Origin of the sequence: Microcoleus sp. K1-B1 (assembly GCF_036704705.1) — a bacterium.
GTDB lineage: Bacteria > Cyanobacteriota > Cyanobacteriia > Cyanobacteriales > Microcoleaceae > Microcoleus.
In genome coordinates, this window is record NZ_JAUBSH010000096.1 from 1 (window position 1) to 25,500 (window position 25,500).

At 48.3% G+C, this 25,500-nt stretch carries 22 protein-coding genes and 1 riboswitch; of the genes, 14 read left to right on the forward strand and 8 right to left on the reverse strand.

Annotated elements, in window-relative coordinates; all coding sequences use genetic code 11:
* Positions 1-52: 52 nt before the first annotated feature.
* Both QUA83_RS24935 and gltB read right to left on the reverse strand, forming a co-directional pair.
* On the reverse strand, positions 53-391 hold the full coding sequence (locus QUA83_RS24935) for a DUF433 domain-containing protein (protein WP_333296583.1): 339 nt from the start codon (positions 389-391) through the stop codon (positions 53-55).
* A 243-nt stretch (positions 392-634) separates the two neighbouring features.
* Positions 635-5,221: a glutamate synthase large subunit gene (gene gltB, locus QUA83_RS24940; RefSeq protein ID WP_333296585.1), complete on the reverse strand. Its 4,587-nt coding sequence runs from the start codon at positions 5,219-5,221 to the stop codon at positions 635-637.
* 217 nt (positions 5,222-5,438) lie between these two features.
* On the opposite strand from gltB, the gene QUA83_RS24945 reads away from it, so the two are divergent.
* From QUA83_RS24945 to QUA83_RS24975, 7 genes are all read left to right on the forward strand, one after another.
* Complete coding sequence (locus QUA83_RS24945; protein WP_333296612.1) at positions 5,439-5,630, forward strand: DUF433 domain-containing protein; 192 nt, start codon at positions 5,439-5,441, stop codon at positions 5,628-5,630.
* A 100-nt stretch (positions 5,631-5,730) separates the two neighbouring features.
* The gene (locus tag QUA83_RS24950; RefSeq protein WP_333146890.1) at positions 5,731-6,057 is read left to right on the forward strand and encodes a DUF433 domain-containing protein; all 327 of its coding nucleotides are present in this window, start codon (positions 5,731-5,733) and stop codon (positions 6,055-6,057) included.
* Positions 6,058-6,060: 3 nt separating this feature from the next.
* The gene (locus tag QUA83_RS24955; protein WP_333296587.1) at positions 6,061-6,402 is read left to right on the forward strand and encodes a DUF5615 family PIN-like protein; all 342 of its coding nucleotides are present in this window, start codon (positions 6,061-6,063) and stop codon (positions 6,400-6,402) included.
* Positions 6,403-6,519: 117 nt separating this feature from the next.
* Positions 6,520-6,849, forward strand: coding sequence for a hypothetical protein (locus QUA83_RS24960; protein ID WP_333296588.1), 330 nt, complete (start codon positions 6,520-6,522; stop codon positions 6,847-6,849).
* A 324-nt stretch (positions 6,850-7,173) separates the two neighbouring features.
* Entirely contained in the window at positions 7,174-7,593 is a 420-nt protein-coding gene (locus QUA83_RS24965) for a phosphomannose isomerase type II C-terminal cupin domain (protein WP_333296589.1), read from the forward strand.
* Positions 7,594-7,732: 139 nt separating this feature from the next.
* Positions 7,733-8,062: an iron-sulfur cluster assembly accessory protein gene (locus tag QUA83_RS24970; protein ID WP_333296590.1), complete on the forward strand. Its 330-nt coding sequence runs from the start codon at positions 7,733-7,735 to the stop codon at positions 8,060-8,062.
* A gap of 8 nt (positions 8,063-8,070) precedes the next feature.
* Positions 8,071-8,643, forward strand: coding sequence for a Uma2 family endonuclease (locus QUA83_RS24975; protein WP_333296614.1), 573 nt, complete (start codon positions 8,071-8,073; stop codon positions 8,641-8,643).
* A 136-nt stretch (positions 8,644-8,779) separates the two neighbouring features.
* Here the strand turns inward: QUA83_RS24975 and QUA83_RS24980 are convergent, their stop codons facing one another.
* From QUA83_RS24980 to atzF, 6 genes are all read right to left on the reverse strand, one after another.
* Positions 8,780-9,778, reverse strand: coding sequence for a glycosyltransferase (locus QUA83_RS24980; protein WP_333296592.1), 999 nt, complete (start codon positions 9,776-9,778; stop codon positions 8,780-8,782).
* A gap of 105 nt (positions 9,779-9,883) precedes the next feature.
* Entirely contained in the window at positions 9,884-11,098 is a 1,215-nt protein-coding gene (locus tag QUA83_RS24985; protein ID WP_333296593.1) for a response regulator, read from the reverse strand.
* 216 nt (positions 11,099-11,314) lie between these two features.
* Positions 11,315-11,545 (reverse strand): membrane protein insertion efficiency factor YidD, encoded by a 231-nt coding sequence (yidD, locus tag QUA83_RS24990; protein ID WP_190655801.1) that lies wholly within the window; start codon positions 11,543-11,545, stop codon positions 11,315-11,317.
* A 149-nt stretch (positions 11,546-11,694) separates the two neighbouring features.
* Positions 11,695-12,636 (reverse strand): tRNA pseudouridine(55) synthase TruB, encoded by a 942-nt coding sequence (gene truB / locus QUA83_RS24995; protein ID WP_333296595.1) that lies wholly within the window; start codon positions 12,634-12,636, stop codon positions 11,695-11,697.
* Between the two features lie 272 nt (positions 12,637-12,908).
* Positions 12,909-13,655 carry a calcium-binding protein gene (locus QUA83_RS25000; protein WP_333296597.1) on the reverse strand — a complete coding sequence of 249 codons (747 nt, stop codon included), beginning with the start codon at positions 13,653-13,655 and terminating at the stop codon, positions 12,909-12,911.
* Positions 13,656-13,695: 40 nt separating this feature from the next.
* A complete protein-coding gene (gene atzF, locus QUA83_RS25005; protein WP_333296598.1) occupies positions 13,696-15,510 on the reverse strand; it encodes an allophanate hydrolase in 1,815 nt (604 codons plus the stop codon).
* Between the two features lie 581 nt (positions 15,511-16,091).
* A riboswitch (guanidine-I (ykkC/yxkD leader) is annotated at positions 16,092-16,243 on the forward strand.
* A gap of 144 nt (positions 16,244-16,387) precedes the next feature.
* On the opposite strand from atzF, the gene QUA83_RS25010 reads away from it, so the two are divergent.
* The 7 genes from QUA83_RS25010 (at position 16,388) to QUA83_RS25040 (ending at position 25,376) form a co-directional block, all read left to right on the forward strand.
* Positions 16,388-17,455 (forward strand): ABC transporter substrate-binding protein, encoded by a 1,068-nt coding sequence (locus QUA83_RS25010; protein WP_333296599.1) that lies wholly within the window; start codon positions 16,388-16,390, stop codon positions 17,453-17,455.
* A 106-nt stretch (positions 17,456-17,561) separates the two neighbouring features.
* Positions 17,562-18,413 (forward strand): ABC transporter permease, encoded by an 852-nt coding sequence (locus QUA83_RS25015; protein WP_333296601.1) that lies wholly within the window; start codon positions 17,562-17,564, stop codon positions 18,411-18,413.
* Positions 18,414-18,569: 156 nt separating this feature from the next.
* Positions 18,570-19,346, forward strand: a complete 777-nt coding sequence (locus tag QUA83_RS25020) for an ABC transporter ATP-binding protein (RefSeq protein ID WP_333296603.1) — start codon at positions 18,570-18,572, stop codon at positions 19,344-19,346.
* A 324-nt stretch (positions 19,347-19,670) separates the two neighbouring features.
* Positions 19,671-20,402, forward strand: coding sequence for an urea amidolyase associated protein UAAP1 (locus tag QUA83_RS25025; RefSeq protein ID WP_333296605.1), 732 nt, complete (start codon positions 19,671-19,673; stop codon positions 20,400-20,402).
* A 77-nt stretch (positions 20,403-20,479) separates the two neighbouring features.
* Positions 20,480-21,121: an urea amidolyase associated protein UAAP2 gene (locus QUA83_RS25030; protein ID WP_333296606.1), complete on the forward strand. Its 642-nt coding sequence runs from the start codon at positions 20,480-20,482 to the stop codon at positions 21,119-21,121.
* 362 nt (positions 21,122-21,483) lie between these two features.
* Positions 21,484-25,101, forward strand: coding sequence for an urea carboxylase (gene uca, locus QUA83_RS25035; protein ID WP_333296608.1), 3,618 nt, complete (start codon positions 21,484-21,486; stop codon positions 25,099-25,101).
* Between the two features lie 35 nt (positions 25,102-25,136).
* A complete protein-coding gene (locus QUA83_RS25040) occupies positions 25,137-25,376 on the forward strand; it encodes a hypothetical protein (protein WP_333296610.1) in 240 nt (79 codons plus the stop codon).
* Positions 25,377-25,500: the final 124 nt, after the last annotated feature.

A 25,500-nucleotide genomic window follows, 5' to 3' on the forward strand; every position in this document is an offset into this window, starting at 1 on the left:
TGTGCGTTAGCCTTACTTAATTCAGTTTACCCTCTCCGGGGACTGGAAGAGTTTATTTCTTGGATGTCCCTAACTGGCTGGTGCGATCGCTGTAGAGTTTTTGATAAAGTAAGGAGTTACTTTCCCTTGCTTGCTGTCTCAAGGTTTCAAATAGTTGTTCTCCCTCGAATAAATAAACATCAATGGCTGTGCGGTTAGCAAGGTAGAAGGAAATCCCGCCATAAACTTCTTCTAGTGTCAGCACAGGGAATGATTGAACGATACTTTCTGGGGATTGTCCCGCCAGGAAAGCATAGACAATTGAATCTAAAGAAACGCGCTTCCCAAGGATGCGGTAGCAACCATCTTGTTCTTCAACGTACTGTTTTGTCGTTAATATTGCTGCACTCATAGTTTACCTACTTTCATGCTCGTTACTCGTTCCCAGGCTGTGTCCATTGGTGACAACTTAAGACTGAAACCCACAATAAATGTCGCTTTTAGGCAAAGTCTAGATCCCCCTAAATCCCCCTTAAGAAGGGGGACTTTAAGAAGATTTCTTGTCCCCCCTTATTAAGGGGGGTTAGGGGGGATCTAGACTTCGACACAAACAAGAAAGACCCTTGCTACATGAGTAGAATTCTACCGCAGAACCCTAGCTGCCGCCAATCCGGGCGACATCGCGAGCATTTTCTTCAAACGCAGCCGTCAGCGCATCATCACCGCTTAAACCCGATGCGATCGCCCTTTCAATAGCCTGCAACACCCGCTTATAATCCCTTGGCATCACCTTCACAAACACCGGCACCATCGAGTCCCAATTTGCCAAAACCTTCGATGCCTTCGCACTTCCAGTCAAATCAACGTGAGTCTGAATTAACTGCCGCAAATCGCTAATCTCCTCAACATCCTCCAATTTTTCCAAATCCACCATCGACATATTGCAGCGAGTAGCAAAATCCCCCGCCTCATCCAAAATGTAAGCAACACCGCCACTCATACCCGCTGCAAAATTGCGCCCGGTTTCGCCCAAAACTACAACTTTGCCGCCAGTCATGTACTCGCAACCGTGATCGCCCACACCCTCAACTACCGCATTCACGCCGGAGTTACGCACCCCGAAACGTTCGCCCGCCATCCCTCGGATGAAAACCTCACCAGCAGTCGCGCCGTAAAGCACTACGTTACCGACAATCACGTTTTCTTCCGCGACAAAGGTAGAAGCTGGCGACGGATACAAGATGATTTTGCCGCCGCTGAGCCCCTTGCCCAAATAGTCGTTAGCTTCGCCTTCGAGCTCCAGGGTGACTCCCTTGGGCACGAATGCGCCAAAGCTTTGCCCAGCGCTGCCTTGGAAGTGCAGGTGTACCGTGTCATCAGGCAAACCTTCCCAGTGGCGTTTGGTGATTTCGTTGCCCAGAATTGTGCCGACAACGCGGTTGACATTGGTAATCGGCAGTTTGGCGTGGACTTTTTCGCCATTTTCGATCGCACCTTTGCACAAATCCAACAACACAGTCATATCCATCGACTTTTCCAAACCGTGATCCTGCGCCATCTGGCAATAGCGGCCGACATCCGCCCCAACTTCCGGCTGATAAAGGATTTTCGAGAAATCCAAACCCTTAGCCTTCCAGTGTTCCACCGCTTGCTGAGGTTCCAAAACATCAGTCCGCCCAACCATTTCATTCAGCGTGCGGAAGCCCAACTGCGCCATAATTTCCCGGACTTCCTGCGCGATGAAAGTCATAAAGTTTACCGTGTGATCGGGGTCGCCGGTAAAGTTTTTCCGCAGCAGTGGGTCTTGCGTTGCCACGCCCACGGGGCAAGTGTTTAGGTGGCAAACGCGCATCATGATGCAGCCCAATGTCACCAGCGGCGCGGTAGCAAAACCGAATTCCTCAGCGCCAAGCAAGGCAGCAATTACTACATCGCGGCCGGTTTTCATTTGACCGTCAGTTTCCACGACAATCCGGCTGCGGAGATTGTTGAGTACCAAAGTTTGGTGAGTTTCAGCCAGTCCCAATTCCCAAGGTAAACCGGCGTGTTTGATCGAAGTCTGCGGCGAAGCGCCGGTTCCGCCGTCGTAGCCGGAAATCAACACGACATCGGCGTGGGCTTTCGCAACACCCGCCGCGATCGTCCCGACTCCAACTTCCGACACGAGTTTCACGCTGATCCGCGCTTCCCGATTGGAATTTTTCAAGTCGTGAATCAATTCGGCCAAATCTTCGATCGAATAAATGTCGTGGTGAGGAGGAGGCGAAATCAAACCCACACCCGGAGTCGAGTTCCGCACCTTCGCAATCCACGGGTATACTTTTTTACCGGGCAACTGTCCGCCTTCACCGGGTTTCGCGCCTTGCGCCATCTTGATTTGCAGTTCCCGCGCTTGGGAAAGGTACAAGCTGGTAACGCCGAAACGCCCGGAAGCAACTTGTTTGATCGCGCTGTTTTTCGAGTCGCCGCGATCGTTCGTCCAAGTGTAGCGATCGGGATCTTCGCCACCTTCACCGGTGTTCGATTTGCCACCAATGCGGTTCATCGCTACTGCTAGCGATTCGTGGGCTTCTTTAGAAATCGAACCATAACTCATCGCCCCTGTTTTAAAGCGTTTGAGAATAGATTCGATCGGCTCAACTTCCTCAATGGGTATCGATTCCCGCTGCTTGAATTGCAACAAACCGCGCAAGGTAAAATGCTGCTGATTTTGTTCATTAACCAGCCCAGAATACTGTTTGAAAAGCGTATAACTGCCCTCGCGCACCGACTTTTGCAGGGCGTGAATTGTCTGCGGGCTAAACAAGTGCGCCTCGCCTTCTTTCCGCCACTGATATTCGCCGCCGACATCGAGAGTATGTCCGCTGGATGGGCGGTCTGGGAATGCGTGAGTATGGCGCAAAATAGCTTCTTGGGCGATGACTTCGAGGTCTACGCCTTCAATCCGTGATGCTGTCCAAGCAAAGTATTTATCGACTACGGATTTGTTTAAGCCGATCGCCTCAAAAATCTGCGCGCCGCGATAGCTTTGAATTGTGGAAATCCCAATTTTCGAGGCAACTTTCGTCACACCTTTAGTGGCGGCTTTGACGTAGTTTTTGCAAGCTGTTTTGTACTCGACATTTAGCAGCAATCCTTCGCGGATCGAATCGGCGATCGTCTCAAAGGCTAAATACGGATTAATCGCGCCGCAACCGTATCCAATAAGTGTCGCAAAGTGATGCACTTCCCTCGGTTCGCCGGATTCGAGCACGAGTCCCGCCCGCGTGCGCGTACCTTTACGGATCAAGTGGTGGTGCAGGCCCGCAACTGCCAGCAGCGCCGGAATTGCTGCTTGGTCTGGACTGATACCCCGATCGCTCAAAATGATGATATTCACCCCGGAGGCGATCGCGCTGTCTGCTGCTGCAAAAACCTCTTCTAACGCTTGTTCTAGACCTTTTACGCCGCTTTTGGGGTCAAACAAAATCGGCACGGTGACGGACTTGAAATTGCCCTCTTTTACGTGTTGGAGCTTAGCTAATTCTTCATTGCTGAGAATTGGCGTTTTCAGTTCAATCAAATGACAGCTTTCCGGTTCTGGTTTGAGCAAATTGCGTTCAGCGCCGATCGTAGTTTCGGCAGAAGTTACAATTTCTTCGCGGATAGAATCAATCGGCGGATTGGTAACTTGAGCAAACAACTGCTGGAAGTATTCATAAAGTAGTTTTGGCCGATTGGAAAGCACCGCCAGCGGCGTATCCGCACCCATCGCGCCGACAGCTTCCACGCCATCTTTCGCCATCGGTGCTAACAGCAACCGCAGTTCTTCAAAGGTGTAGCCAAAGGCCATTTGCCGCTGCAATAATGTTTCGGGATGGGATTCTGCCAATGCCGGCGCATCTTTCAGTTTGGCGATTTCGACCATGTGCTGGTCGATCCACTGGCGATACGGGTGTTCTGTGGCGATTTTGGTCTTAATTTCCTCGTCAGAGACGATGCGGCCTTCCTCGGTATTTACTAGGAACATCCGCCCCGGTTGCAAGCGACCTTTTGATACAATTCGTTCTGGGGCGATCGGCAAAACTCCGGCTTCCGATGCCATAATTACCAAGTCGTCTTTGGTAACGCAGTAGCGGGAAGGGCGCAAACCGTTGCGATCGAGCACGGCCCCGATCGAAGTACCATCGGTAAAGGCGATCGAAGCTGGGCCGTCCCAAGGTTCCATCAAGCAAGAATGGTATTCGTAGAAAGCTTTTTTCTCGTCACTCATGGACTCGTGGGCCGTCCAAGGTTCGGGAATCATCATCATTACGGCGTGCGGCAAAGAACGCCCGGCCAAATTCAGCAATTCCAAAGCATTGTCAAAAATCGTCGAGTCGCTGCCTTCGATATTGATTAAATTGGGGATTTTCTTTAAGTCATCGCCGAATAGTTCCGACTCAAACAGCGATTGTCGCGCGTGCATCCAGTTAATGTTGCCGCGCATCGTGTTAATTTCGCCGTTGTGAGCGATGTAGCGGTAAGGGTGCGATCGTTCCCAACTCGGAAAAGTATTGGTGCTGAAGCGCGAGTGAACTAGGGCTAGAGCGCTTTCCATGTCGGGGTCGTGCAGTTCGGGATAGTAATCGCCGACTTGCACCGGCATTAACATACCCTTGTAGACGATCGTCCGGCACGAGAGAGTGGAATTGTACCAGTAGGGGTCTGTGTTAGTCCTGCGGATGGCATTGTGAGCCCGTTTGCGGATGACGTACAGTTTCCGCTCGAAAGCCGCCTCGTCAATACCTGCGGCCCGCCGGAGGAACACTTGCTGCATGAAGGGTTCGCTAGATTTGGCGGTGTCGCCGAGGGACGAGTTATCCGTGGGAACATCGCGCCATCCCAGCACTTCCTGGCCTTCTTCGGCGGCGATTTCCTCAAAAATGCGTTTGCCGTTTTCGCGTTCAGTTCGATTTGGCGACGAGTAAATCGCGCCAACGCCGTACTCGCCGGCTTCGGGAAGTTCGATGTTGAGGGCCGCCGTTACTTTCTTGAGAAACTTGTGGGGTACCTGCATCAAAATCCCCGCCCCGTCTCCGGTGTTGGGTTCGCAGCCGCACGCGCCTCGGTGGTCGAGGTTCAATAGGATTGTCAGTGCCTGCTCGACAATTTCGTGGGATTTGTTACCCTTCATGTGTACGATGAATCCGACTCCGCAAGCGTCGTGCTCGAACTGCGGATCGTACAGACCTTGCTTTTGTGGCAGTCCGTTGCTGTTCATTTTGATGCTCCTGTCAAAGTGCCGAAAAGATGTTGATCTAGAGTAGATGGTGGGATGCCGATCGCTCTAGTATCATGTATTATATGTGTATCTACTCAATTGGGTAGATGCACCAAAAAATCGAAGCTTATTCGATCCGAGGAAAAAAATAGTTAAAGCCGATAAATTAACTATGGAACCCGGAGGTTAAAGATTTATGCTTAAACACTCTTAAATTATTAGCGCGTCTCCTGAGATTATGGGTGGCACCCCAGTCTTTGCTTTTACTAGAGTTCCAGTACAAACACTTCTGGATTATCTGAAAGCAGGAGAATCAATTGATGATTTTTTGGATGGATTTCCAACTCTGACTAAAGAGCAAGTTATCGCCTTGCTGGAAGAGGCTGAAAGACAGCTTGTTGGTAATTAGATGATAAATTGATATTGGGATTTTTTTTAACCGCAGAGAGCGCAGAGAGTGCAGAGGAAGAGAAGAGAGAGATGAGTAATAATGATTGAGATTGTAAAAAATGACACTGAAAGAATTAGAAAAACAACTCTTAGCCTTAACTCCCAGTGAAAAAACTCAGGCAATACAGCTATTAGCTCAAAGTTTAAGCAATACCTGGCAAGGAATTGAAAAAACTCCCGGCGTGTGTGGCGGCGATGCTAGAATTGCGAAGACTCGCATACCTATTTGGTCGATGGTAAATTATCGCCTTCTGGGTGCAAGTGATGTGCGAATTTTGCAAGACTTTCCTCATTTGAGTGCAGCAGATTTGGCAAATGCTTGGGCTTATGCTGAGGCACACCCAGAGGAAATTGAAGCAGCCATCGCTAGAAATGAGGAAGATTAACAAATGGTGCGTCTTTATGCAGATGAAAATTTTCCACTGGTAATCGTGGAATTACTGCGAATTTGTGGTCACGATGTTTTGACAGTGCAGGAAGCTGGAAATGGTGGACTGGGGATTCCTGATGAAGATGTGTTAGCTTTTACTATTAACCACAATCGAGCTGTTTTGACGCGCAATTGGGATGATTTTAGACACCTACACCGTTTGCAATCCGATCATAAAGGTATCATTATTTGCAAAGAAGATTTGAATATTGAGAGACAAGCTACACTGATTAATGAAGCTATTTCTACTGTCGAAAATTTCACAGGTAAATTGATTCGGGTAATTCGTCCACCACAGTGAAAACAAGCTGATTGCTCAACAACTACCCCAGCAGATTATAATCGACCTTAGAGAAGTATTAGCATTAGCCACAAAAGTCGGGTCGCCATAATCTCCCGACAAATATACCGATTCCCTATGCAATTTTTCTCAACGGCTCAATCCTCGATCGCCCATCAACCCTATAATAACTTTAGGGCGTTGTTAGTGCGACTGTATCCTCAGCGTCTGGGTGACATTCTCCACCAGCATTTTGCCTTCTCATCCGCGCTGAACCTTTCTGAAAAATTGCAAAAAGTCGATCGACTCAAAGCCTGGTTAGATAGCTTTCGCCCGCTTTCTCCCACCCTGGTTGCAGAATTGAAAAAACTCTACGACGTTCGGTTCACTTATCACTGCTTCACAGAACTTAGCCAAACTTATTCAAGTCTAACTATTCAACCAGGTTTCATCTCAGAGGGTCTCTAACGAGATGCTAGAAGTTTTGCAACAGCAGTCTCAAGAGCTGGATTAGGATTCACCTTTAATCAATATTCAAGAACCAGCGCCCTTTCTATGAAGATTTGATGTAGATTGGGGCGATCGATCTAATAATAGGTGACAACAGCTATGTTGGTTTTGCTATGGTTGTTAAGGCAGGTCGATCGGGCTGAGCACAATTCTTGCAAAACTCTACAGTCGGCTAACCAGTCCCCGCAGGTGGGCTTCGGTTTTAACTATAGATTAGTTAATCTCAAAAAACAACGTCGTTTACCAAAGGATTCAGCAAGCAATCCTCAAGGAGTGAAAATCATGGTTCAGATTCAAGAAATTTCTCAAGTATCTACCCTGCACGCACCTGCAGCACCCAACGGAATAGCCGCTACAGAATTGCGGCCTTGGGGCTCATTTACGACTCTAGAAGAAGGCCCAGGATATAAAATTAAGCGGATCGAAGTTAAGCCCGGACACCGCCTCAGCCTGCAAATGCACCACCACCGCAGCGAACACTGGATCGTGGTTTCTGGTACTGCAAAAGTTACTTGTGGCGAAACTGAACAAGTTCTGTTTACAAATCAGTCTACCTACGTTCCTCAGTGCACTTCTCACCGCCTGGAAAATCCGGGAGTTATCCCCCTGGTTTTAATTGAGGTGCAGAATGGCGAATATCTCGGAGAAGATGATATTATCCGCTTTCAAGACGATTATGCTCGTAATGAAAAAGCTAAGTAACTAAAGTTGCTAAAAATATAGGCATAAGGTGCGCGGCCCGGCGCACCTTACATTCTCCGGGTAAGGTACACGCCTAGGCACACTCTAGATTTTCAAAACTCAACATTACTTCCCAATTACCAATTACCAATTACTGATAATGATTCATCTGAGCAAAACAGCAGCAACCGAAGTAACGCGCCTCAAGTCGAAGCATCCAAACCCCAATGCTTTATTTCGTCTGGGCGTGGAATCGAGCGGCTGCTCCGGTTTGTCTTATACAATGGCATTTGACGATGCGCCAGCCCCAGAAGACGCTGTATGCGAGTCGGAGGGAATTGAAGTTGCGATCGACCCCCAGCACTTAAAATATCTCAATGATCTCACTTTGGATTATTCAGAAGACTTGATGGGCGGAGGTTTCCGATTTCACAATCCCAATGCCGCTCAAAGCTGTAGCTGCGGCAACTCCTTTTCTGCTAAGGAATAATCAATATGATGACACTCAAAGACTTAGAAAAAGTCCAAAAAACCTTCAAAGAAGCCGGTCAAGACTACCAAGTTGAACTAGAAAGCGGGAAGATTATCATTGTGGGCCCGTCAGACATTGTATCTAGTGAAATTGGCATTCGCTTGAGTGCCTTTCTCTTCGTTTGGGTGAATCCCCGCCGTTTGGGTCGAGTTTTTGACTCCGCAGGCGGCTTTATTTTACCTGATGCTAACCTTACAGCACCTGATGTTTCTTTTGTCCGAGCCGCACGTCTCAGGCAAAGTCCCCGTTATTTCGGAGAATTAGTCCCAGACTTGGTAGTAGAAATTAAATCACAGAGCGATCGCATTAAACCGCTCCAAAAAAAGATTCATAATTTCCTAGAACTCGGAGCGCAAGTAGGAATTTTGATCGATCCAGATGAAGAAAGTGTAACAGTTTATCGTCAGGAAGGTGAACCGATTGTGCTGGGAAATGAAGATATTTTGACTGTCCCCGAACTTTTCCCTGGTTGGGAATTGCCAATTGCTGAACTGTGGCCGCCAATTTTTACTGAAGCAGAAACTCAAACTGAAGCCTAATAAAGTTTATGCAGGTTTTACATGGCCAGAAATGCGAAAAGCCTCTCTTCTCTTCCTCTGTGTCCTCTGCGCTCTCTGCGGTTAAATAATTCCTATGCAACCGTAAACGAGATGAGTGCAATGGAAAAGCTTTCAATCAAGCTGGCGTACCGAGAATAATCCACTGCATTAACTGCTGCCACTCGGCAGATTGAGCTAATAAATCTGCATCAAATTCATTTCCCGCATCCTGCGAAAACTCGGCGAAAGCTTCCGCCCAATTAATTACTGTTTCCACAGGCAAATAAGGCGTATAATTCCAAGAACGCTGCAAAAACTCTACCATCTCAACAGAATGACCGGTGCGGTACAAATACCAAGCAATCCAAACTAAGGTACTGTACTTAATTTGCTTTTCCAACAATCGTATTTTATCCGGCAATTCGGGGCGGGCAAAAAAATTGTCCATGACTGCGGCGAGGGATTTAGCCTGCGGTAAACCTTTGTACATGGCGCTTTGTTCGTGCTGGCGGTAGCAAACAGTTACTTGCTGCAACCACTCTGCTTCGCATCCCATTAAGGCTAAACGCAGCACTAAATCTGTATCTTCCGCCGGGGGAAATCGAGGATCAAATCCGCCGGCGCGCTCTAACCACTGACGGCGAAATACCATGGCGCTGGGTAATACTGGTTTCCACCGCAGCCACATTTCTAAGTCTAATTTAGGGACATTTTGCCAGGGTTTGACATCTTTTAGCGGTTCGCCTATACTATTAACTAGACGCCAGCCGCTGTGAACTATTCCTAGATTTGGTCGCGCTGCAAATACAGCCATTTGTGCTGCTAATTTGTCGGGGAAAAAGTAGTCGTCCGCATCGAGAAAGGCGATAAATTCTCCTCGCGCTAGCTCGATGCCGTGATTTCTGGCAATCGAAACTCCTCGATTTTGTTGGTAAATGTAGCGAATTCGATCGCCATATTTCTCTAAAACTAATCTAGTGTCATCTTTGGAACCGTCGTCTACGACAATAATTTCCCAGTTAGCATAGGTTTGGTGCAGAACGCTATCTACGGCTTGGCCGACGTAAGCAGCGCAGTTGTAAGCCGGAATTACTACGCTCACCTGCGGAGTGCGATCGATCGTAACATTACTCATAATTAATTATCTTAAATTCGATTGCGTCTTTATTTTACAATGAGCGTAGGGTGCGTCAGGAACTGACGCACCCAGCAAGGGGTTCTTGTGTTCATTAATTTGGGGTCAAGAATTTGCCAAGGTAAGTTGGTGCGAGTTCAGTATATCTTGGGGGCGAATTGCTGAAGGGTAGCGATCGCCTTTTACCTTCAAATACTTGTCAACTATTTGCACAACCTGTTCGGGATTGGCTGGCTTCCTCAAAAAATCGGAAGCACCTGTCAATTTCGCTCGCGTGCGGTCAATTATACTGTCTTGACTGGTCAAAAACACGATCGGAGTTTCCCGAAAAGCAGGTGTCTTTCGCAAAAAATTGCACAAAGCAAAGCCACTTGTCTTCGGCATCACCACGTCCATAAAAATTAACGCAGGCTTTTGTTTGGCGAGGAGGCCCACTCCCTGCATGGGGTCTTGAATTTTTAGGACTCGATACCCCTCCGGCAATAAAATTTGCTCTAAAAATTCGCAAACTGTCGGACTGTCATCGATACAAGCAATCAAAGGGCGACCCGGCCCGGCCATCGCTGCGGCAAGGCGCCACTGTTCTATAGGCGATGGCAAGTCTGGTACTGTTCGGAAATTTACTAAACCCTGCTTGATGTAATTAACTAAAGCGCGAGTTGCCACTGTCACGCACTGCTTTTTCTTAAATGCAATATCCCAAAGAGTATTCTCGCCGTTGAATACGTTACCCAAAGCGATCAAAGAATTAGAACTAAATCGATTTTGCTGCAACTGGGCCGACGGTTTTAAAAGCGGTGCTTGTTCTGGATCTACCAGCCACAAACCCATTGCTTTCCACTTCTGCCAAATTTCTTCTGTACAACACAGAACTTTCTCTACTTCTGTTAAAGACAGCAGCAAAGAAGAGGTAATGGTAGAAAAATATTTCTGGGACGGACGCCACTCCCGGCGCAAACCCGATTGACCGATCAGAGCAAATAACACTTCGGAAAGGCTGGTGTGGACGATCGCCTTAGCTTGTTCCAGACTCATTTCGCTGGCTGCTATCCCTCGCTGAAGCAGTTGATATTCCCACAGTTCTCCAGCATCGAGGTCTCTAAGATCCACTTGAAAGTTTCGACAGTGTTGCCCGATCGCCCTGTACCAGCGCCTCGCTCTGTGCGATCCTCCCGTGGCATACACCAAACTACCCTGAAAAAAGTAAAGTTGCCACTGTTGCTCCCCTTGCTCTAACAGCAGTTTCCCCGTTGCTTGTTTCTGGCTGAGTACAGCCAGAGTATGGGACAACATTTTGTATCCGATTGCGGTAGCAGACATATCAACTCGCATCCCCTGTACTCTGTTTGTACCATTATATAGCTGCTGAGTTTTGAAAGATAACAGTAATTTTACTGAATTTGGGTTAAAAAACACCACTAATTGTGAGAATTCAACCCCATCAGGGAGTGATTCCCCCCAGGAGTTTTAGCCATGAGGATGTAACGGCTATTTGCCCTATTAACTAATAACTAAAATTCGGCTTCTAACTAATAACTAATTGCCCTCGCTATCTTTGGGAGGTACTGGATCGTAACCCCCTGGGTGAAAAGGATGACAGCGTAAAATTCGCTTAACTGCCATTGAACTGCCGCGGGCCGGCCCAAATCTTTCTATTGCTTCGATCGCGTATTGCGAACAAGTTGGCTGAAATCTACAGGCGTTAGGCAGGTAAGGAGAAATCCCCATTTTGTAGCCTCGGATTAATCCGATCAGCAATATTTTCACAATTTTTACCTCAGCGATTGATTAGATTAATAGGCCAATCTCGTCCCATACCGCTGTCAGCTAGGTGCATCGAGAGCATTCCCAGCGGTTAGAGTTCCGCCAACTTTTCCCGTACCAATTATACCTTTTTTCATTATTATTTTAGATACTTAAAGCACAATTTGAGGAGATAATATGGTACTTGTCTCTGAGTTCGCTACTTGACCGATACCTAAAAAATTACCATCTCGATCGTAAACCTGCAAAGGATAGGGAGGTTGGGGTATTGGGTTGGGGAAGGGATTGTTGCTACTTTCCTCCTCTGGCCCGATCGACGTTTCTGGAATTGGGAGGCGCTGTCCTTGAAACCAGCGTTTGGTATATTCAGGGGAAAGGACGATCGCACCTAAATGTCCCAAAACCGCCGATGGCAAAATCGGGCAGAATTTATTCTCCTGCAATTGCAGTTCCAATTCTTCAAAACTTAGACTTTCCTCGATCGAAAAACCGCTACTTTCGGTGCGAGTCAAACAAGCCAAAGTACCGCCTGCATTCAACATAGCGCCCAAATCCCGCGCTATCGCCCGAATGTAAGTACCCGCCCCGCAGGCGATCGACAAATCCAATTCAGGAAAATCCCCCGGCCGCCAATCCAAGATTTCCAGTCGAAAAACCTCAACATTTCTAGCAGCAACTTCCACCGTTTCGCCTTTTCTAGCTAACTCATAAAGGCGTTTTCCTCCCACCTGTACCGCACTAAAACTCGGTGGAAATTGCTCGATTTTTCCTATAAATTTTGGCAGCGCAGCTTGCACTTTTTCCAAACTCAACTCTGGCACCGGTCGAGAATGGATAATTTCTCCTTCTAAATCGTCAGTAGCAGTAGTTAAGCCAAACCGAATCGTGCCTCGGTAAGCTTTATTGTGTTGGAGATATTGCAGCAGTCTGGTTGCTTTGCCCAGGGCGATCGGTAAAACGCCAGTCACAGCAGGATCGAGGGTTCCTCCGTGTCCGACTCGCTTCAGTTTCAATAGCCGGCGCACTCGCCCCACGCAGTCGTGAGATGTCAGGCCGGCAGGTTTGTTGAGATTGAGAAAACCGTCAGTAGTCATTAGTCATTAGTCAGTAGTCAGTAGTCAGTAGTCATTAGTCAGTTGTTATTGGTTATGTGTTATTTGTTATTTGTCATACCCAATCCTGCTTAAATAACTTTCTCTATCTTAGTTTGCGGAGGCAGACTTCGTTTGTGTAGTTTGAGGTCAAAAGCGGTTTCAAGCACCGAGTCTCATAAAATGGTTAGCAAACCCGGATTTTGTATCAGTCAACCGTCAACAGTCAACCGTCAACAGTCAACCGTCAACAGTCAACCGTCAACAATTCCCAATTAAAGAATAAAGTCTGCCTGACTGATAGAAGCGCGGGCAACTCCGAATAAAGTAGCGAGAGTTTCCTTGGTGCTTGTAAGCTGAATAATTGTACTCGGCGAAGTTCCGGCACCAGCGGCAATGGTGATTTCGCCAAAGGTGAGGCCGGCAGTCAAGCGAATTTGATCCGTACCATCCGTAAAATCTGTAATCACATCCCCGTCTGCCAAACGCCCGATCGCAAAAGTATCGTTTCCGGTGCCGCCAGTTAAAGTATCTTGGCCGCGATCGCCCGATAAACAGTCATTGCCGATGCCACCAAACAGCGAGTCATCGCCAGCACCCCCAAAAAGCGAGTCATCGCCCGCGCCTCCCAACAAAGTATCGGTGTCTTGGTTGCCAAACAGCAAATCATTGCCATCGCCGCCCAGCATTGAGTCAGAACCTTTGCCACCGTAGAAAGTATCGTCGCCGGCGCCACCCAAAACGCTGTCGCGGCCCGCACCGCCGAACAGCAAATCATCGCCAACGTCTCCCAGCAGTGAGTCATCGCCGTCGCCGCCGTAGAGGGAATCGTCTGCGCCTAAGCCGAAAATGCTGTCAGGGCCACCCAAACCAAATATCAAGTTAGCGCCGGCACTACCTCTGAGGGAGTCGGGGCCGCTGGTGCCGCGAGTGCCACCAGCGGCCCCACCGGGACTGGTACCGCCGCCGGTGGGGGTTGGGGTTGTGACGGGAATTGGTCGAATTGGCACTGATGTTGGCATGATTCTGAAGATGGGTAGAAATTTGCCATTCTAACTTAGCCTAAAACCGGAAGTTATAAGCTCGCCAACCGCCCAGATCAGAAATATCGATCGCATCCGCCACAGCATAAGGTTCGCACAAAAAGCCCTGCACCGTGGAGCCGTCCTCCAACACCAGCGTACCAATTCCCAAGGGCGGGGGAATTTTAGCGACAAATCCGCCGAAAGCCGCGATCGACAACTCCCAAACTTCCACCTCGATCGCGCTACCGCCCTCTATCTGACGCACCAATCCCGGCTTGCCCAGAGCAGTACCCGTCAAAGCATACAGCTTGTAAATCGGGCGGGTACGGCAGGCGCGAACTAAAATACCTCCCCCCTCGATTAGTTGATAATTCAGCGGCTCACCGCTCAAATGAGCGCCAACCACGGCTATTTTGACTCGTTCTTCTGAGGAAGGTTTGGCTGCGATAACGGGTTCCGGGACGGTTGGCAGCGGCAGACCGGTTGCGCCCAAAGTTCCCCCCAAGCGATCGTGGAAAGCAGATCCCAGGCGGCAGAGCGATAAATCGTGCCACGCAGGAGCCATCAGTGTTAATCCTGCGGGCAATCCGCTGCTTTGAAACCCGCTGGGAACTGCGATCGCGCACAAATCGAGCAAATTCGCAAAGTTCGTGTAGCGCCCAAGATTGGTGTTGAGCGCGATCGGTTCGGCTGCAACTTCTGCGACAGTATAAATCGTACCTGTCGTCGGTACCGCCAACACATCCATTGACTGCCACTGAATTGCTGCCTGCTGGCGGAGTTCGGCCAACTGGTACGACGCGCGGTAAGCCGCGACGGCATCGTAGCGTTTGCCGCCGCTGATAATTTCGTAGACGATCGGATCGATATCCTCTGGGTGCGCGTCGAGGAAATCGCCGATGGCGGCCAACCTTTCTGCTACCCAAGGCCCGCCGTAGAGCAGTTCGGCAGCATCCGCAAAGGGTTTGAAGTCAATAGGTGCGATCGTGCAGCCCAATGATTGCAAGCGCGCCACAGCTTCTCGGTAGCGCTGTTCGGCTTCTGCATTCCCGAAAAATTCGAGTTCGCCGTCTCCGGGAACTCCCACCCGCAAGCTGGACAAATCCGGCAAAACTTTCGTTTCAGGGCGACGAGAAAACGCATCCTCAGCGTCAAAACCGCTGGCTACTTGCAGCACGGAGCCTGCATCCGCACAGGTGAGAGCGAACACAGAAACGCAATCGAGCGATCGCACTGCAGGTAACAGGCCGCGAGTGCTGATCGAGCCACAACTTGGCTTCAGCCCGACAATGTTGGTAAAAGCAGCGGGAACCCGCCCTGAGCCTGCGGTATCGGTACCCAGAGCAAAACTCACCAATCCGGCGGAGACTGCTGCTGCGGAACCGGAACTCGATCCGCCCGGAATGTAGCGCCGATCGAACGGATTGCGGCAAACTCCATAAGGAGTGCGGGTTCCCACTAATCCTGTGGCAAACTGATCCATGTTTGTTTTGCCGATCGCGATCGCACCTGCCGCGCACAGGCGCTCTACGACTGCGGACGATCGCGCTGGAGTGCGAGCAAACTGCGGGCATCCCGCTGTAGTCGGAACGCCCGCCCAATCGAGATTATCTTTGATCGCAAAAGGTATTCCGTAGAGTGGTAACTGCTGCGGGTCTAGGTTTTCCAAAGCTTTGGCGCGTTCGAGGGTTTCCGCCTGCGGTGCTAAATAAATCCATACTGCCGGATCTGCATAGCGTTCGATCCGATCGTACACGCTCGCGATCACATCTGCGGGCGCGATCGAGCCGGTGCGGTAGCGATCGAGCAGCGAATGAATGTCGAGACTGTTGCTGTAGTTAAATTTTTCCATAGTGCACCGTCAGTCGATTTTAGATTTTAGATTTTAGATTTTAGATTGAAGATTTGACTTCATATCATTTCTGGTTATATGAGGATGATTTAACCGCAGAGAGCGCAGAGAACGCAGAGGGAGATCGGAGAGAGATGAATAATTCCAATGCTAACGGATTTGACTTCACAGGCTGTGTTAGGCGATCGTTATTACAAATAGGATGTTAGTTTACCGCATTGTCGATCGTACTCGCATCCAGTCTAGGACTCGAACTATTTCTTGAGAAATATTCAACCATGACCTTGCGGGTTGCGTCTTTTTGTGCAGGTAAACTTCGCGATTTCCAATCGCCCCATCTCATCGCCCGGTTTAATATTCCAAAAATTTTAATTTTACAAATTAGAGAAAAACCGTTTTTTGTAACATTTTACACATTTTTGCATCAAGTTTGCTGTTACCGTTTGAAACGTAGCAATCTCGTAAGATTGCAAGCTACAGTATGCTTACCTTTCAAAAAGCTAAGTGCATTGCTGTTACTGACAGTCTCGAATAACTCCTTGGGTTGCAAACAGGACTTATACAGACAAAAACCGAAAAAATTTAACCGCTTCTAGGGTTCCGATTTGAATCAGTTTCTAACTCAGCTTAGAAAGTTCAAGTGCTGGTCCGAGAGAAGCAGACTGGTTGTCCCAATATTTTAATGTTAGGGAAACACTAGCCAGTTACACGGCGGGATAAAAGCCCGGGAGAAACGCGATCGGTCAGCAAGACTCGGTTCGTTAGCTCTCGGGCTTTATCCTTGTATATCAAGGGGGTTTGCGGAAGCTAAGGAAGCCAAAGAAGGTGCAAAAGCTCGATCGACATATTCACCTCTAACCAGCAACCAGAATATGCTATGAATATCCGATATTGCTCCCCCAAAATAACGCGATCGCCCTTGTCCTACTGCGCCCTATTTTTTATCACCTTGTTTTTCGCTGTCGGCTGCGTCAACCCGGCAATTTATATCAAAACCACGACTGACAGCGAAGCAGCTTCTTCAGTAAGTGCTAACGCAGTTCGCCTCGGATTCAGCGCGTGGCCCGGCTGGTTTCCTTGGCAAATTGCCAAAGAGCAAAAGATATTTGAAGCTAACAATGTTGCTGTAGACTTAAAATGGTTTGACGGCTACTTAGAATCAATCAGCACCCTCACAGCAGGACAGATAGATGCTAACAGCCAAACCCTCGGCGATACCGTAAACTCTATATCCGGCGGCGCAGATCAAGTAATTGTTTTAGTCAACGACAACTCGACGGGAAATGACAAAGTGATTGTCGCCGAAGGCATCAATTCCGTTGCCGATTTAAAAGGGAAAAAAGTTGCAGCCGAAGAAGGTACAGTCGATCACTTTCTATTGCTGTTAGGGCTGAGAAAAGCAGGTTTATCAGTGCGGGACATTCAATTTGTACCGCTGGAAACCGGCAAAGCTGCGGCGGCTTTCGTCGGAGGACAAGTCGATGCGGTGGCAGTATTTGCGCCATTTACTACGCAGGCATTAAAACGTTCGAACAGCAAGGAACTGTTTAGTTCCAAAGATTTTCCGGGGGCGATTTCCGACCATTTGGTATTCACCCGAAAGTTTATCGGCGAACACCCCGATCGAGTGCAAGCCCTGGTCAATTCATGGTTTGCAACATTGGAATACATGAAATCAAATAAAGAGAAATCTTACGAGATTCTCGCCAACCGCGCCGGAGTTAGCGTTGAGGAATACAAAGAATATGAAAACGGCACTCAGATATTTACGATCGAGGAAAACTTGAAAGCCTTTCAACCGGGAAATGACATGACATCATTGCAGTTTGCGGCGGGAGAAATGACTAAATTTCTCGTAGATGTAAATTTAGCCAAAACCCAACCAGATATCAGCACATTATTTGACGATCGCTTTATCAAAGCTTATGCCGAAGGTAAAAGCTAGGAGGCAAAATTTACGATTTTGCAGACACAACAAAGTTTCCACCTTATTATTTATTTATACCAAAAAGCTACTAAAATTACTCGCTCAATCATTCCGCAATTAAATCATGCCACCAAATCCCGATTCCCGATCGATCCAATCCCACCTCAAGCAAAAAAACCTAAATCCCACCGTTTTCTGGCGGATTGCGGAAGAGATACCACAACCCCTCAATATTGGGTTAACGGTAACATCGATCGCACTGCCACTGCTGCTGTGGTGGCTAGTAACAACCTTCGCCAACGTAGACCCCAAATTTTTGCCTTCCCCCGGCAAAGTTTTAGAGGCATTTGGTCGGCTGTGGAACACTCGCGAACTTTTGAAAGACACAGTAGCGAGTTTGTGGCGGGTGGGAGTGGGCTTTCTGTTCGCCTTGGTTTTTTCCATACCAATTGGTGTGCTGATGGGCAGTTTTCCCAGTATTCGCGCCTTGCTGGAACCCATGTTCGGCTTGATGCGATATATGCCCGCACCAGCGTTCATTCCCCTGCTAATTCTCTACTTGGGAATCGGCGAAGAACCCAAAATAATGCTGATATTTATCGGCGTCTTTTTCTTCAATTCGCTGATGGTGATGGATACAGTCAAGTTTGTTCCCAAAGACTTGATCGAATCTACTTATATGTTGGGTGGGAATCGCTGGGAAATCCTAACTCAAGTTATTTTTCCTCACGTTTTGCCGGGAATTTTAGATGCAAGCCGCATCAACCTAGCTGCCGCTTGGCAATTGGTAATCGTCTCGGAATTGATTGCTGCAACCGAAGGCTTAGGCCGCCGGATCAGCGTCGCCGGTCGATTTCTCCGAACCGATGAAATTTTTGTGGGGCTGATTGTCATTGGGGCGATCGGACTGGCTTTTGACTTGCTTTTTCAATATCTGCTGCGGGTTTCTTGTAAATGGTCAAGTCAGAAACAGTAAGCAGATGTTGAAGGAAGAAGGAAGAAGGAAGAAGGAAGAAGGCAGTGGTGTAAAATAAAATTGAAACCCACGCTAGATATCGTTCTTAGTCCTAAATCTTACAGATTTTGGGAATGAAAAAATCAATTTTTTACTTACAATACAGAGGATAAACTCATGTTTCTGCAAATCAACAATCTGCACAAAAACTTTGAAACGAAAAAGGGTAAATTAGTTGTCCTCAAGGACATCAATATGAGCATCAATCAAGGCGAATTTATCTGCGCGGTAGGCGCATCCGGTTCTGGCAAATCTACTCTGTTGAGGCAGATTGCGGGATTGGACAAGCCGACAACAGGGGAAGTGAAAATTGATGGCAAGGAAGTTGTTTCGCCTGGGCCGGATCGAGGTATGGTATTTCAGCATTACACTCTTTATCCTTGGATGAACGTGCAGGAAAATGCTGAGTTTGGCCTTAAACTTCAAGGCGTTTCCAAGAAAAAGCGGCGCGAACAAGCGAGCTATTATTTGAATGTGGTAGGATTGACGCAGTTTGCTTCGTCGCTACCAAAGGAATTGTCGGGCGGGATGAAACAGCGGGTGGCGATCGCCCGCGCCCTCGCTTCTGAACCTAAAGTGTTATTAATGGATGAACCTTTCGGCGCATTGGATATCCACACTAAAGAATCGATGCACGAATTCATGCTCGATTTGTGGCGCCGCACTCAGATTACAATCTTTATGATTACCCACGATGTCGAAGAAGCGGTGTTTCTTTCCAATCGGATTTATGCTTTGGGCGCTCGTCCCGGTACAGTGAGAAAGGAAATGTCGATTAATTTGCCCGATCGCACTCCCAGCATTAAACGGCACGCCAAATTCCACGATTACCGCGACGAACTCATGGATTTGATGCGGAAACACGGACAGGAAGCAGTTGCAATGGCGGCTTAAATAGAAATAGGTTTGTATAGCCTTTCTCAGGTAAATGAGGTACTCCTGGGCATGGGGCATTGGGCATGGGGCATGGGGCATGGGCATAGGACTCTCCCCCATACCTCACCACGCTTGAAAACCTCTATAAATATTACTTTGGGATCAGGCGGGTTGAGCAGCTAATATCATGTCCGGTTGAATAGTTATAATATTTTTGTCCCATCATGCCCGATGCCCGGTGCCCGATGCCCGTATAGAATTTATAAGTAATTAACCGGACTTGATATAAGACATACTATTGTTTTATTTCGCTGACCTACCCAAATACATCAAGAGGAAATTATGGTGCAACTATCATCCATCGACCCAAACTCACAAATAGATTCTAGCCTCGTATTAATCGAAGAAACCGTACCGGGCGGCGCGTACTGGTCGGGAGTCATCAAGCGGGGAAATACCCTGCGAATTACCGATTTAGAAGGCTCTCGCGGCGTTTCCATGCTGTGCTACAACGCCGACAATGCGATCGAACGTTTCAACGCAGCAGACACCGCCAAAATTCAATTCAACGCCTTTCTCAAACAAGGCATGGTACTCTACACAGACATGGGACGCATCCTATTTTCCATCACCCAAGACACCTCCGGCTGTCACGATTTGCTAGGAGGATGCAGCAACGCCATTAGCAATGCCAAAAAATACGGCGAAGGAGACTGGAAAAACTCCCGCGACAACTTCCTCAAAGCCCTAAGTCGGTGGGGATTGGGCAAAAAAGATATCATGCCCAACCTCAACTTATTTACTCGCATTGCCGTCAAACCAGACGGCACGATGGAGTTTCGCGAAGGCTGCGAGAAACCGGGTAGTTTTATCGATTTGCGAGCCGAAATGAACGTATTGACCATTATCTCTAACTGCCCCCACATCCTGCATCCGGGTTCAACTTACGATCCAAAACCCATCCAAATTCAGATTGTGAAAACCCCCGCACCCGCACCAGACGACTTGTGCCGCACCGCCAACCCGGAAGCCGTGCGCGGCTTCATCAACACCGATGCTTTGTTCGTGCAATAGACCGGATTACACAACTCAACTTTGTCCGCATCAATCTGCGGTGAAAAACTCTGCACTTCCATCATAAAAAGTGAACCATGATTGCAACTACCCAACAAATCCTCGATCCAAAAACTGCAATTTATAACGAAGTCTTACCAGCCAGACATCCCTGGTCTCGTGTCATCAAAAAAGGACAGATTCTTCGTATTGTAGATTTAGGCGGAAATCAAGCAGTAGATTTTTTAGTTTACAATGCCGATGACCCTTCCGAACGCTACAGCGCCCCCGATACGATCGTCAATCAAGGCAACATCTTTGTCACTACAAACAGCCAACTCCTTTCCAACGAAGGGCGAGCCATGATGACCATAATTGCTGACTCCTGCGGACGGCACGATACCTCCGGCGGCGCCTGTAGCTGCGAGAGCAATTCGGTGCGGTTTGGACTAGATAAAAAATACCAGCACGCCTGTGTTGAAAATTTTCTCGCCGCAATTCTTCCCTACGGTTTGGGTAAGCGAGATGTAGTCAGCAATATCAACTTTTTTATGAATGTTCCGGTTAGCGAAGATGGCACGCTTGAAATTGTTGACGGCATCTCCGATCCGGGAAGTACAGTTGATTTGCGAGCCGAAATGAATGCGCTGGTTGCTATTTCTAATTGCCCGCAAATGAACAATCCTTGCAATGCTTACAATCCTACGCCGATTCAGTTGATTGTTTGGGATGCGGTGTAAATGTAGGGTTGGCACTGTCTCCGCAATCTTTTTAGGGGCGGGCTAGAAGCCCACCCCACAAGAAAATTTACTCTTTGTGGAACAGGCATCTTGCCTGTTCTTCAGGATAGTTTTAGGGGCTTAGGGGCGGGCTAGAAGCCCACCCCACAAGAAAATTTACTCTTTGTGGAACAGGCATCTTGCCTGTTCTTCAGGATAGTTTTAGGGGCGCATTTTTTTTAGGGGCGGGCTAGAAGCCCACCCCACAAGAAAAGTCACTCTTTGTGGAACAGGCATCTTGCCTGTTCTTCAAGATAGTACAAGATGTAAAGAGACACCCATTACCAATTACCATTAACAATTATCAATTACCAATTACCTAAATGTTTAACAAAGTTTTAATTGCAAATCGCGGTGAAATTGCCTGTCGAATTATCCGCACGCTCGATCGCCTCGGAATTGCTTCGGTAGCAGTATATTCTGAAGCCGACGCCCACGCCAAACACGTTTTCGCCGCCAGCGAAGCCGTTTGTATCGGTGCAGCCGCAGCAGCCGAGAGTTATTTGCAGTTCGATCGCATTCTCGAAGTTGCGCGCCAAACAAAAGCTCAAGCTATCCATCCGGGTTACGGCTTTTTGAGCGAAAATGCTGAATTTGCCGAAGCTTGTGCCAGCGAAAATATTGCATTTATCGGCCCGACTCCGAGTCAGTTGCGCTGCTTTGGATTGAAACACACCGCGCGGGAAATAGCCGCTGCAAATCAAGTGCCGCTAACTCCCGGAAGCGAACTTTTAGCAAGTTTAGATGATGCCCAAAAAGCGGCTGGGGCGATCGGCTATCCGGTGATGCTCAAAAGTACCGCAGGCGGCGGCGGCATTGGTTTGCAGGCTTGTTTTGGCGATCGAGATTTGGCAGAAGCATTTGAAAAAGTACAGCGTTTGAGTCAAAGCAATTTTAAACAAAGCGGCGTTTTTTTAGAGAAATATATTCAAACAGCTAGGCACATTGAAGTCCAAATCTTTGGAGATGGCAAAGGAAACGTCATAGCCTTGGGCGAGCGAGATTGTTCGGTGCAGCGGCGCAATCAAAAAGTAATTGAAGAAACCCCCGCCCCTGCTATTAGCGACGAACAGCGAAATCAGTTGTACGGTGCAGCCGTGCGGTTGGGAAAAGCGGTAAATTACCAGTCAGCCGGTACTGTTGAATTTGTATTTGATGTCGATGCGAAACAGTTTTATTTTTTGGAAGTCAACACGCGCTTGCAAGTTGAACACGGCGTTACTGAAGCTGTCAACAACATCGACCTTGTTGAGTGGATGGTAAAACAGGCTTCTGGAGATTTGTTCCCCCTGGAAGAGTACCGCTATCGGCCGCAGGGACACTCAATTGAGGTGCGAATTTATGCCGAAGATGCCGGCAAGAATTTTCAGCCGAGTTCCGGGTTGCTGAATCAAGTTGCGTTTCCCGAAAACGTCCGCTGCGACAGTTGGATAGAAACCGGCACGGAGGTTACTCCTTTTTACGATCCGCTGCTAGCCAAAGTAATCGTTTGCGGCGATAATCGAACCCAGGCGATCGTAAAACTAAAAGCTGCTTTAGATGCCAGTGAAATAGCGGGAATTGAAACTAATTTAGATTACCTCCGCCAGATTTTGGACGATTCCCGATTCAGCCGCGGCGAACTGAGCACGCGCTTTTTAAACTCATTTGAATACGCACCTTTAACGATCGATGTATTGGATGGGGGAACCTACAGCAGCATTCAAGATTATCCGGGGCGGATTGGCTATTGGGATGTTGGCGTGCCGCCTTCTGGGCCGATGGATCATCTGGCATTTCGATCGGCAAATCGTTTAGTAGGAAATCCCGAATCGACAGCCGGATTGGAATTCACAGCGACAGGCCCAACTCTGCGCTTTAATGCCGATACAGTTATTAGTTTAACCGGTGCAACTATGAAGGGAACGCTAAACGGCGAATCGGTGCCGTTTTGGACAGCAATTCCCGTAAAAGCTGGCAGCATTCTCAAGTTAAAAGGCATCCAAGGCGGCGGCTACCGCACTTATTTAGCGGTGAAACACGGCTTTAATGTCCCCAATTATTTGGGCAGCAAATCAACGTTTGTACTGGGCAAATTTGGCGGGCACGCGGGCCGCACGCTGCGTCCGGGAGATGTGTTAAAACTCAACCAAACTGCCACTCTGGAAGCGGAATTATCTTTGCCTCCGGAACTAATTCCCACCTACAGCAATAATTGGGAAATCGGCGTTTTGTACGGGCCTCACGGCGCGCCGGATTTCTTTACTGAGTCAGACATCGAAATGTTTTTCTCCACAGAATGGCAAGTCCATTACAACTCGACGCGGACGGGCATTCGGCTGATCGGCCCGAAGCCCATCTGGGCGCGTCAAGACGGCGGGGAAGCCGGTTTGCACCCGTCTAACATTCACGATAATGCTTACGCGATCGGCACGATCGATTTTACGGGTGATATGCCTGTAATTCTCGGTCTGGACGGCCCGAGTTTGGGAGGTTTTGTCTGTCCGGCTACTATTGTGCAGTCGGAATTGTGGAAAATCGGACAACTAAAACCGGGGGACAGCATTCGCTTTCACTGTTTGAGTTTTGCTGAAGCTTTGCAGCGGGAATTAGCACAAAATCGGCAACTTGCTACTTTTAGTTTGCCTGTTTTTGGGAAAAATGCGGAGGAATTGCCCGCCGTTCCCGCCTCTCCAATTTTGCTCGAAATTCCCGAATCTCCGGGACAGGTTGCTGTTACTTACCGTCAAGCTGGGGATAAATATATTCTAGTGGAATACGGCCCGTTGGTGCTGGATTTAAATTTGCGTTTTCGGGCGCACGCATTGATGGAACAGTTAAAAGCAAATCCGTTGCCTGGTGTTATCGAATTAGTGCCGGGAATGCGATCGCTCCAAATTCACTTTGAGGGCAGCCAGATTTCGCAACAGCAGCTAATGCAGGCGCTGATTGCGGCGGAGGCGGAACTTCCGGCGATCGAGGATTTGGAAGTGCCGGCGCGAATTGTGCACTTGCCTTTATCTTGGGAAGATGAATCGACGCTGTTGGCCATTGAAAAATATATGCAGTCTGTGCGATCGGATGCACCTTGGTGTCCCAGCAATATTGAGTTTATTCGCCGCATAAACGGGCTTGAGGGCATCGAACAAGTCAGAGAAATTGTATTTAATGCTAGCTATTTAGTGATGGGTTTGGGAGACGTTTATTTAGGCGCGCCCGTCGCAACTCCCCTAGATCCGCGCCACCGTTTGGTTACTACTAAATACAATCCCGCCCGCACTTGGACTCCTGAAAATGCAGTTGGCATTGGCGGCGCGTATTTGTGCGTTTACGGGATGGAAGGACCTGGAGGTTATCAATTTGTCGGCCGCACCGTGCAAATGTGGAATCGGTTCAAACAAACGGCGGATTTCCAGTCTGGTAAACCTTGGCTTTTGCGCTTTTTTGACCAAATCCGATTTTATCCGGTTTCCCATGAGGAATTGCACCGCTGTCGGGAAGAATTTATCGAAGGTAAGTTTAAATTAAAGGTTGAGGAAATCACTTTTAATTTGAGAGAATACAATGAGTTTTTGCATTCTATTGCTAGCAGTGCGGCTGAGTTTAAAGCGCAGCAGCAGGCAGCATTTAATGCAGAGCGCGATCGCTGGGCCGCATCCGGGGAATTTGACGCTGAAGCTGCCGCAGAATCCTCGGCGGATGTGGTTTCTGACACGGCGGCGGAGGTTACTTTGCCGATCGACTGTGAGGCAGTTGTCGCTCACGTTTCGGCTAATGTTTGGCAGGTGCTGGTTAATGTTGGAGATGCGGTTGCAGAGGGCGATCGGCTGTTAATTTTGGAAGCGATGAAAATGGAAATTGCTATTACTGCTGATGTTTCCGGAACTGTTGCCGAGTTGTTTTGTGAAAAGGGGCAAACGGTGACAGCCGGACAAATTCTAGCGGCTGTTCAACCGAATTAATCCCTCTGTTGTCAGTTCGGGGAAAGTAGAAGCCGTTGGATAATTGGGGGATGATTTTGATTGTTTTGTGGGATGAGTTTCTGAACTCGTGCGATGTATTTTCACAGCAGGCGGGACACCCCACAAGAATCATCATCAAATTGTGCAACCCCCACTCATTTAATCAAGGTTTAGCAGCAGTTAGGGCTTCAAAAGGGTGGGGATATATCAATCAAGCAGGCCAGTGGGCGATCGCCTCCAAGTTTCCGCTGTCGGCAGTTTTTCCGAAGGCTTAGCCGCTGTCAAGCAATGGCCAATCTGGCTTCATAAATCAAGCTACAAAGCGGGTGCATCTCACTTTTGCGAATGTGTCAAAAAAGAGTTAAAATGAAAAAGCTAGTAAAATCGTCAAATAAAGAT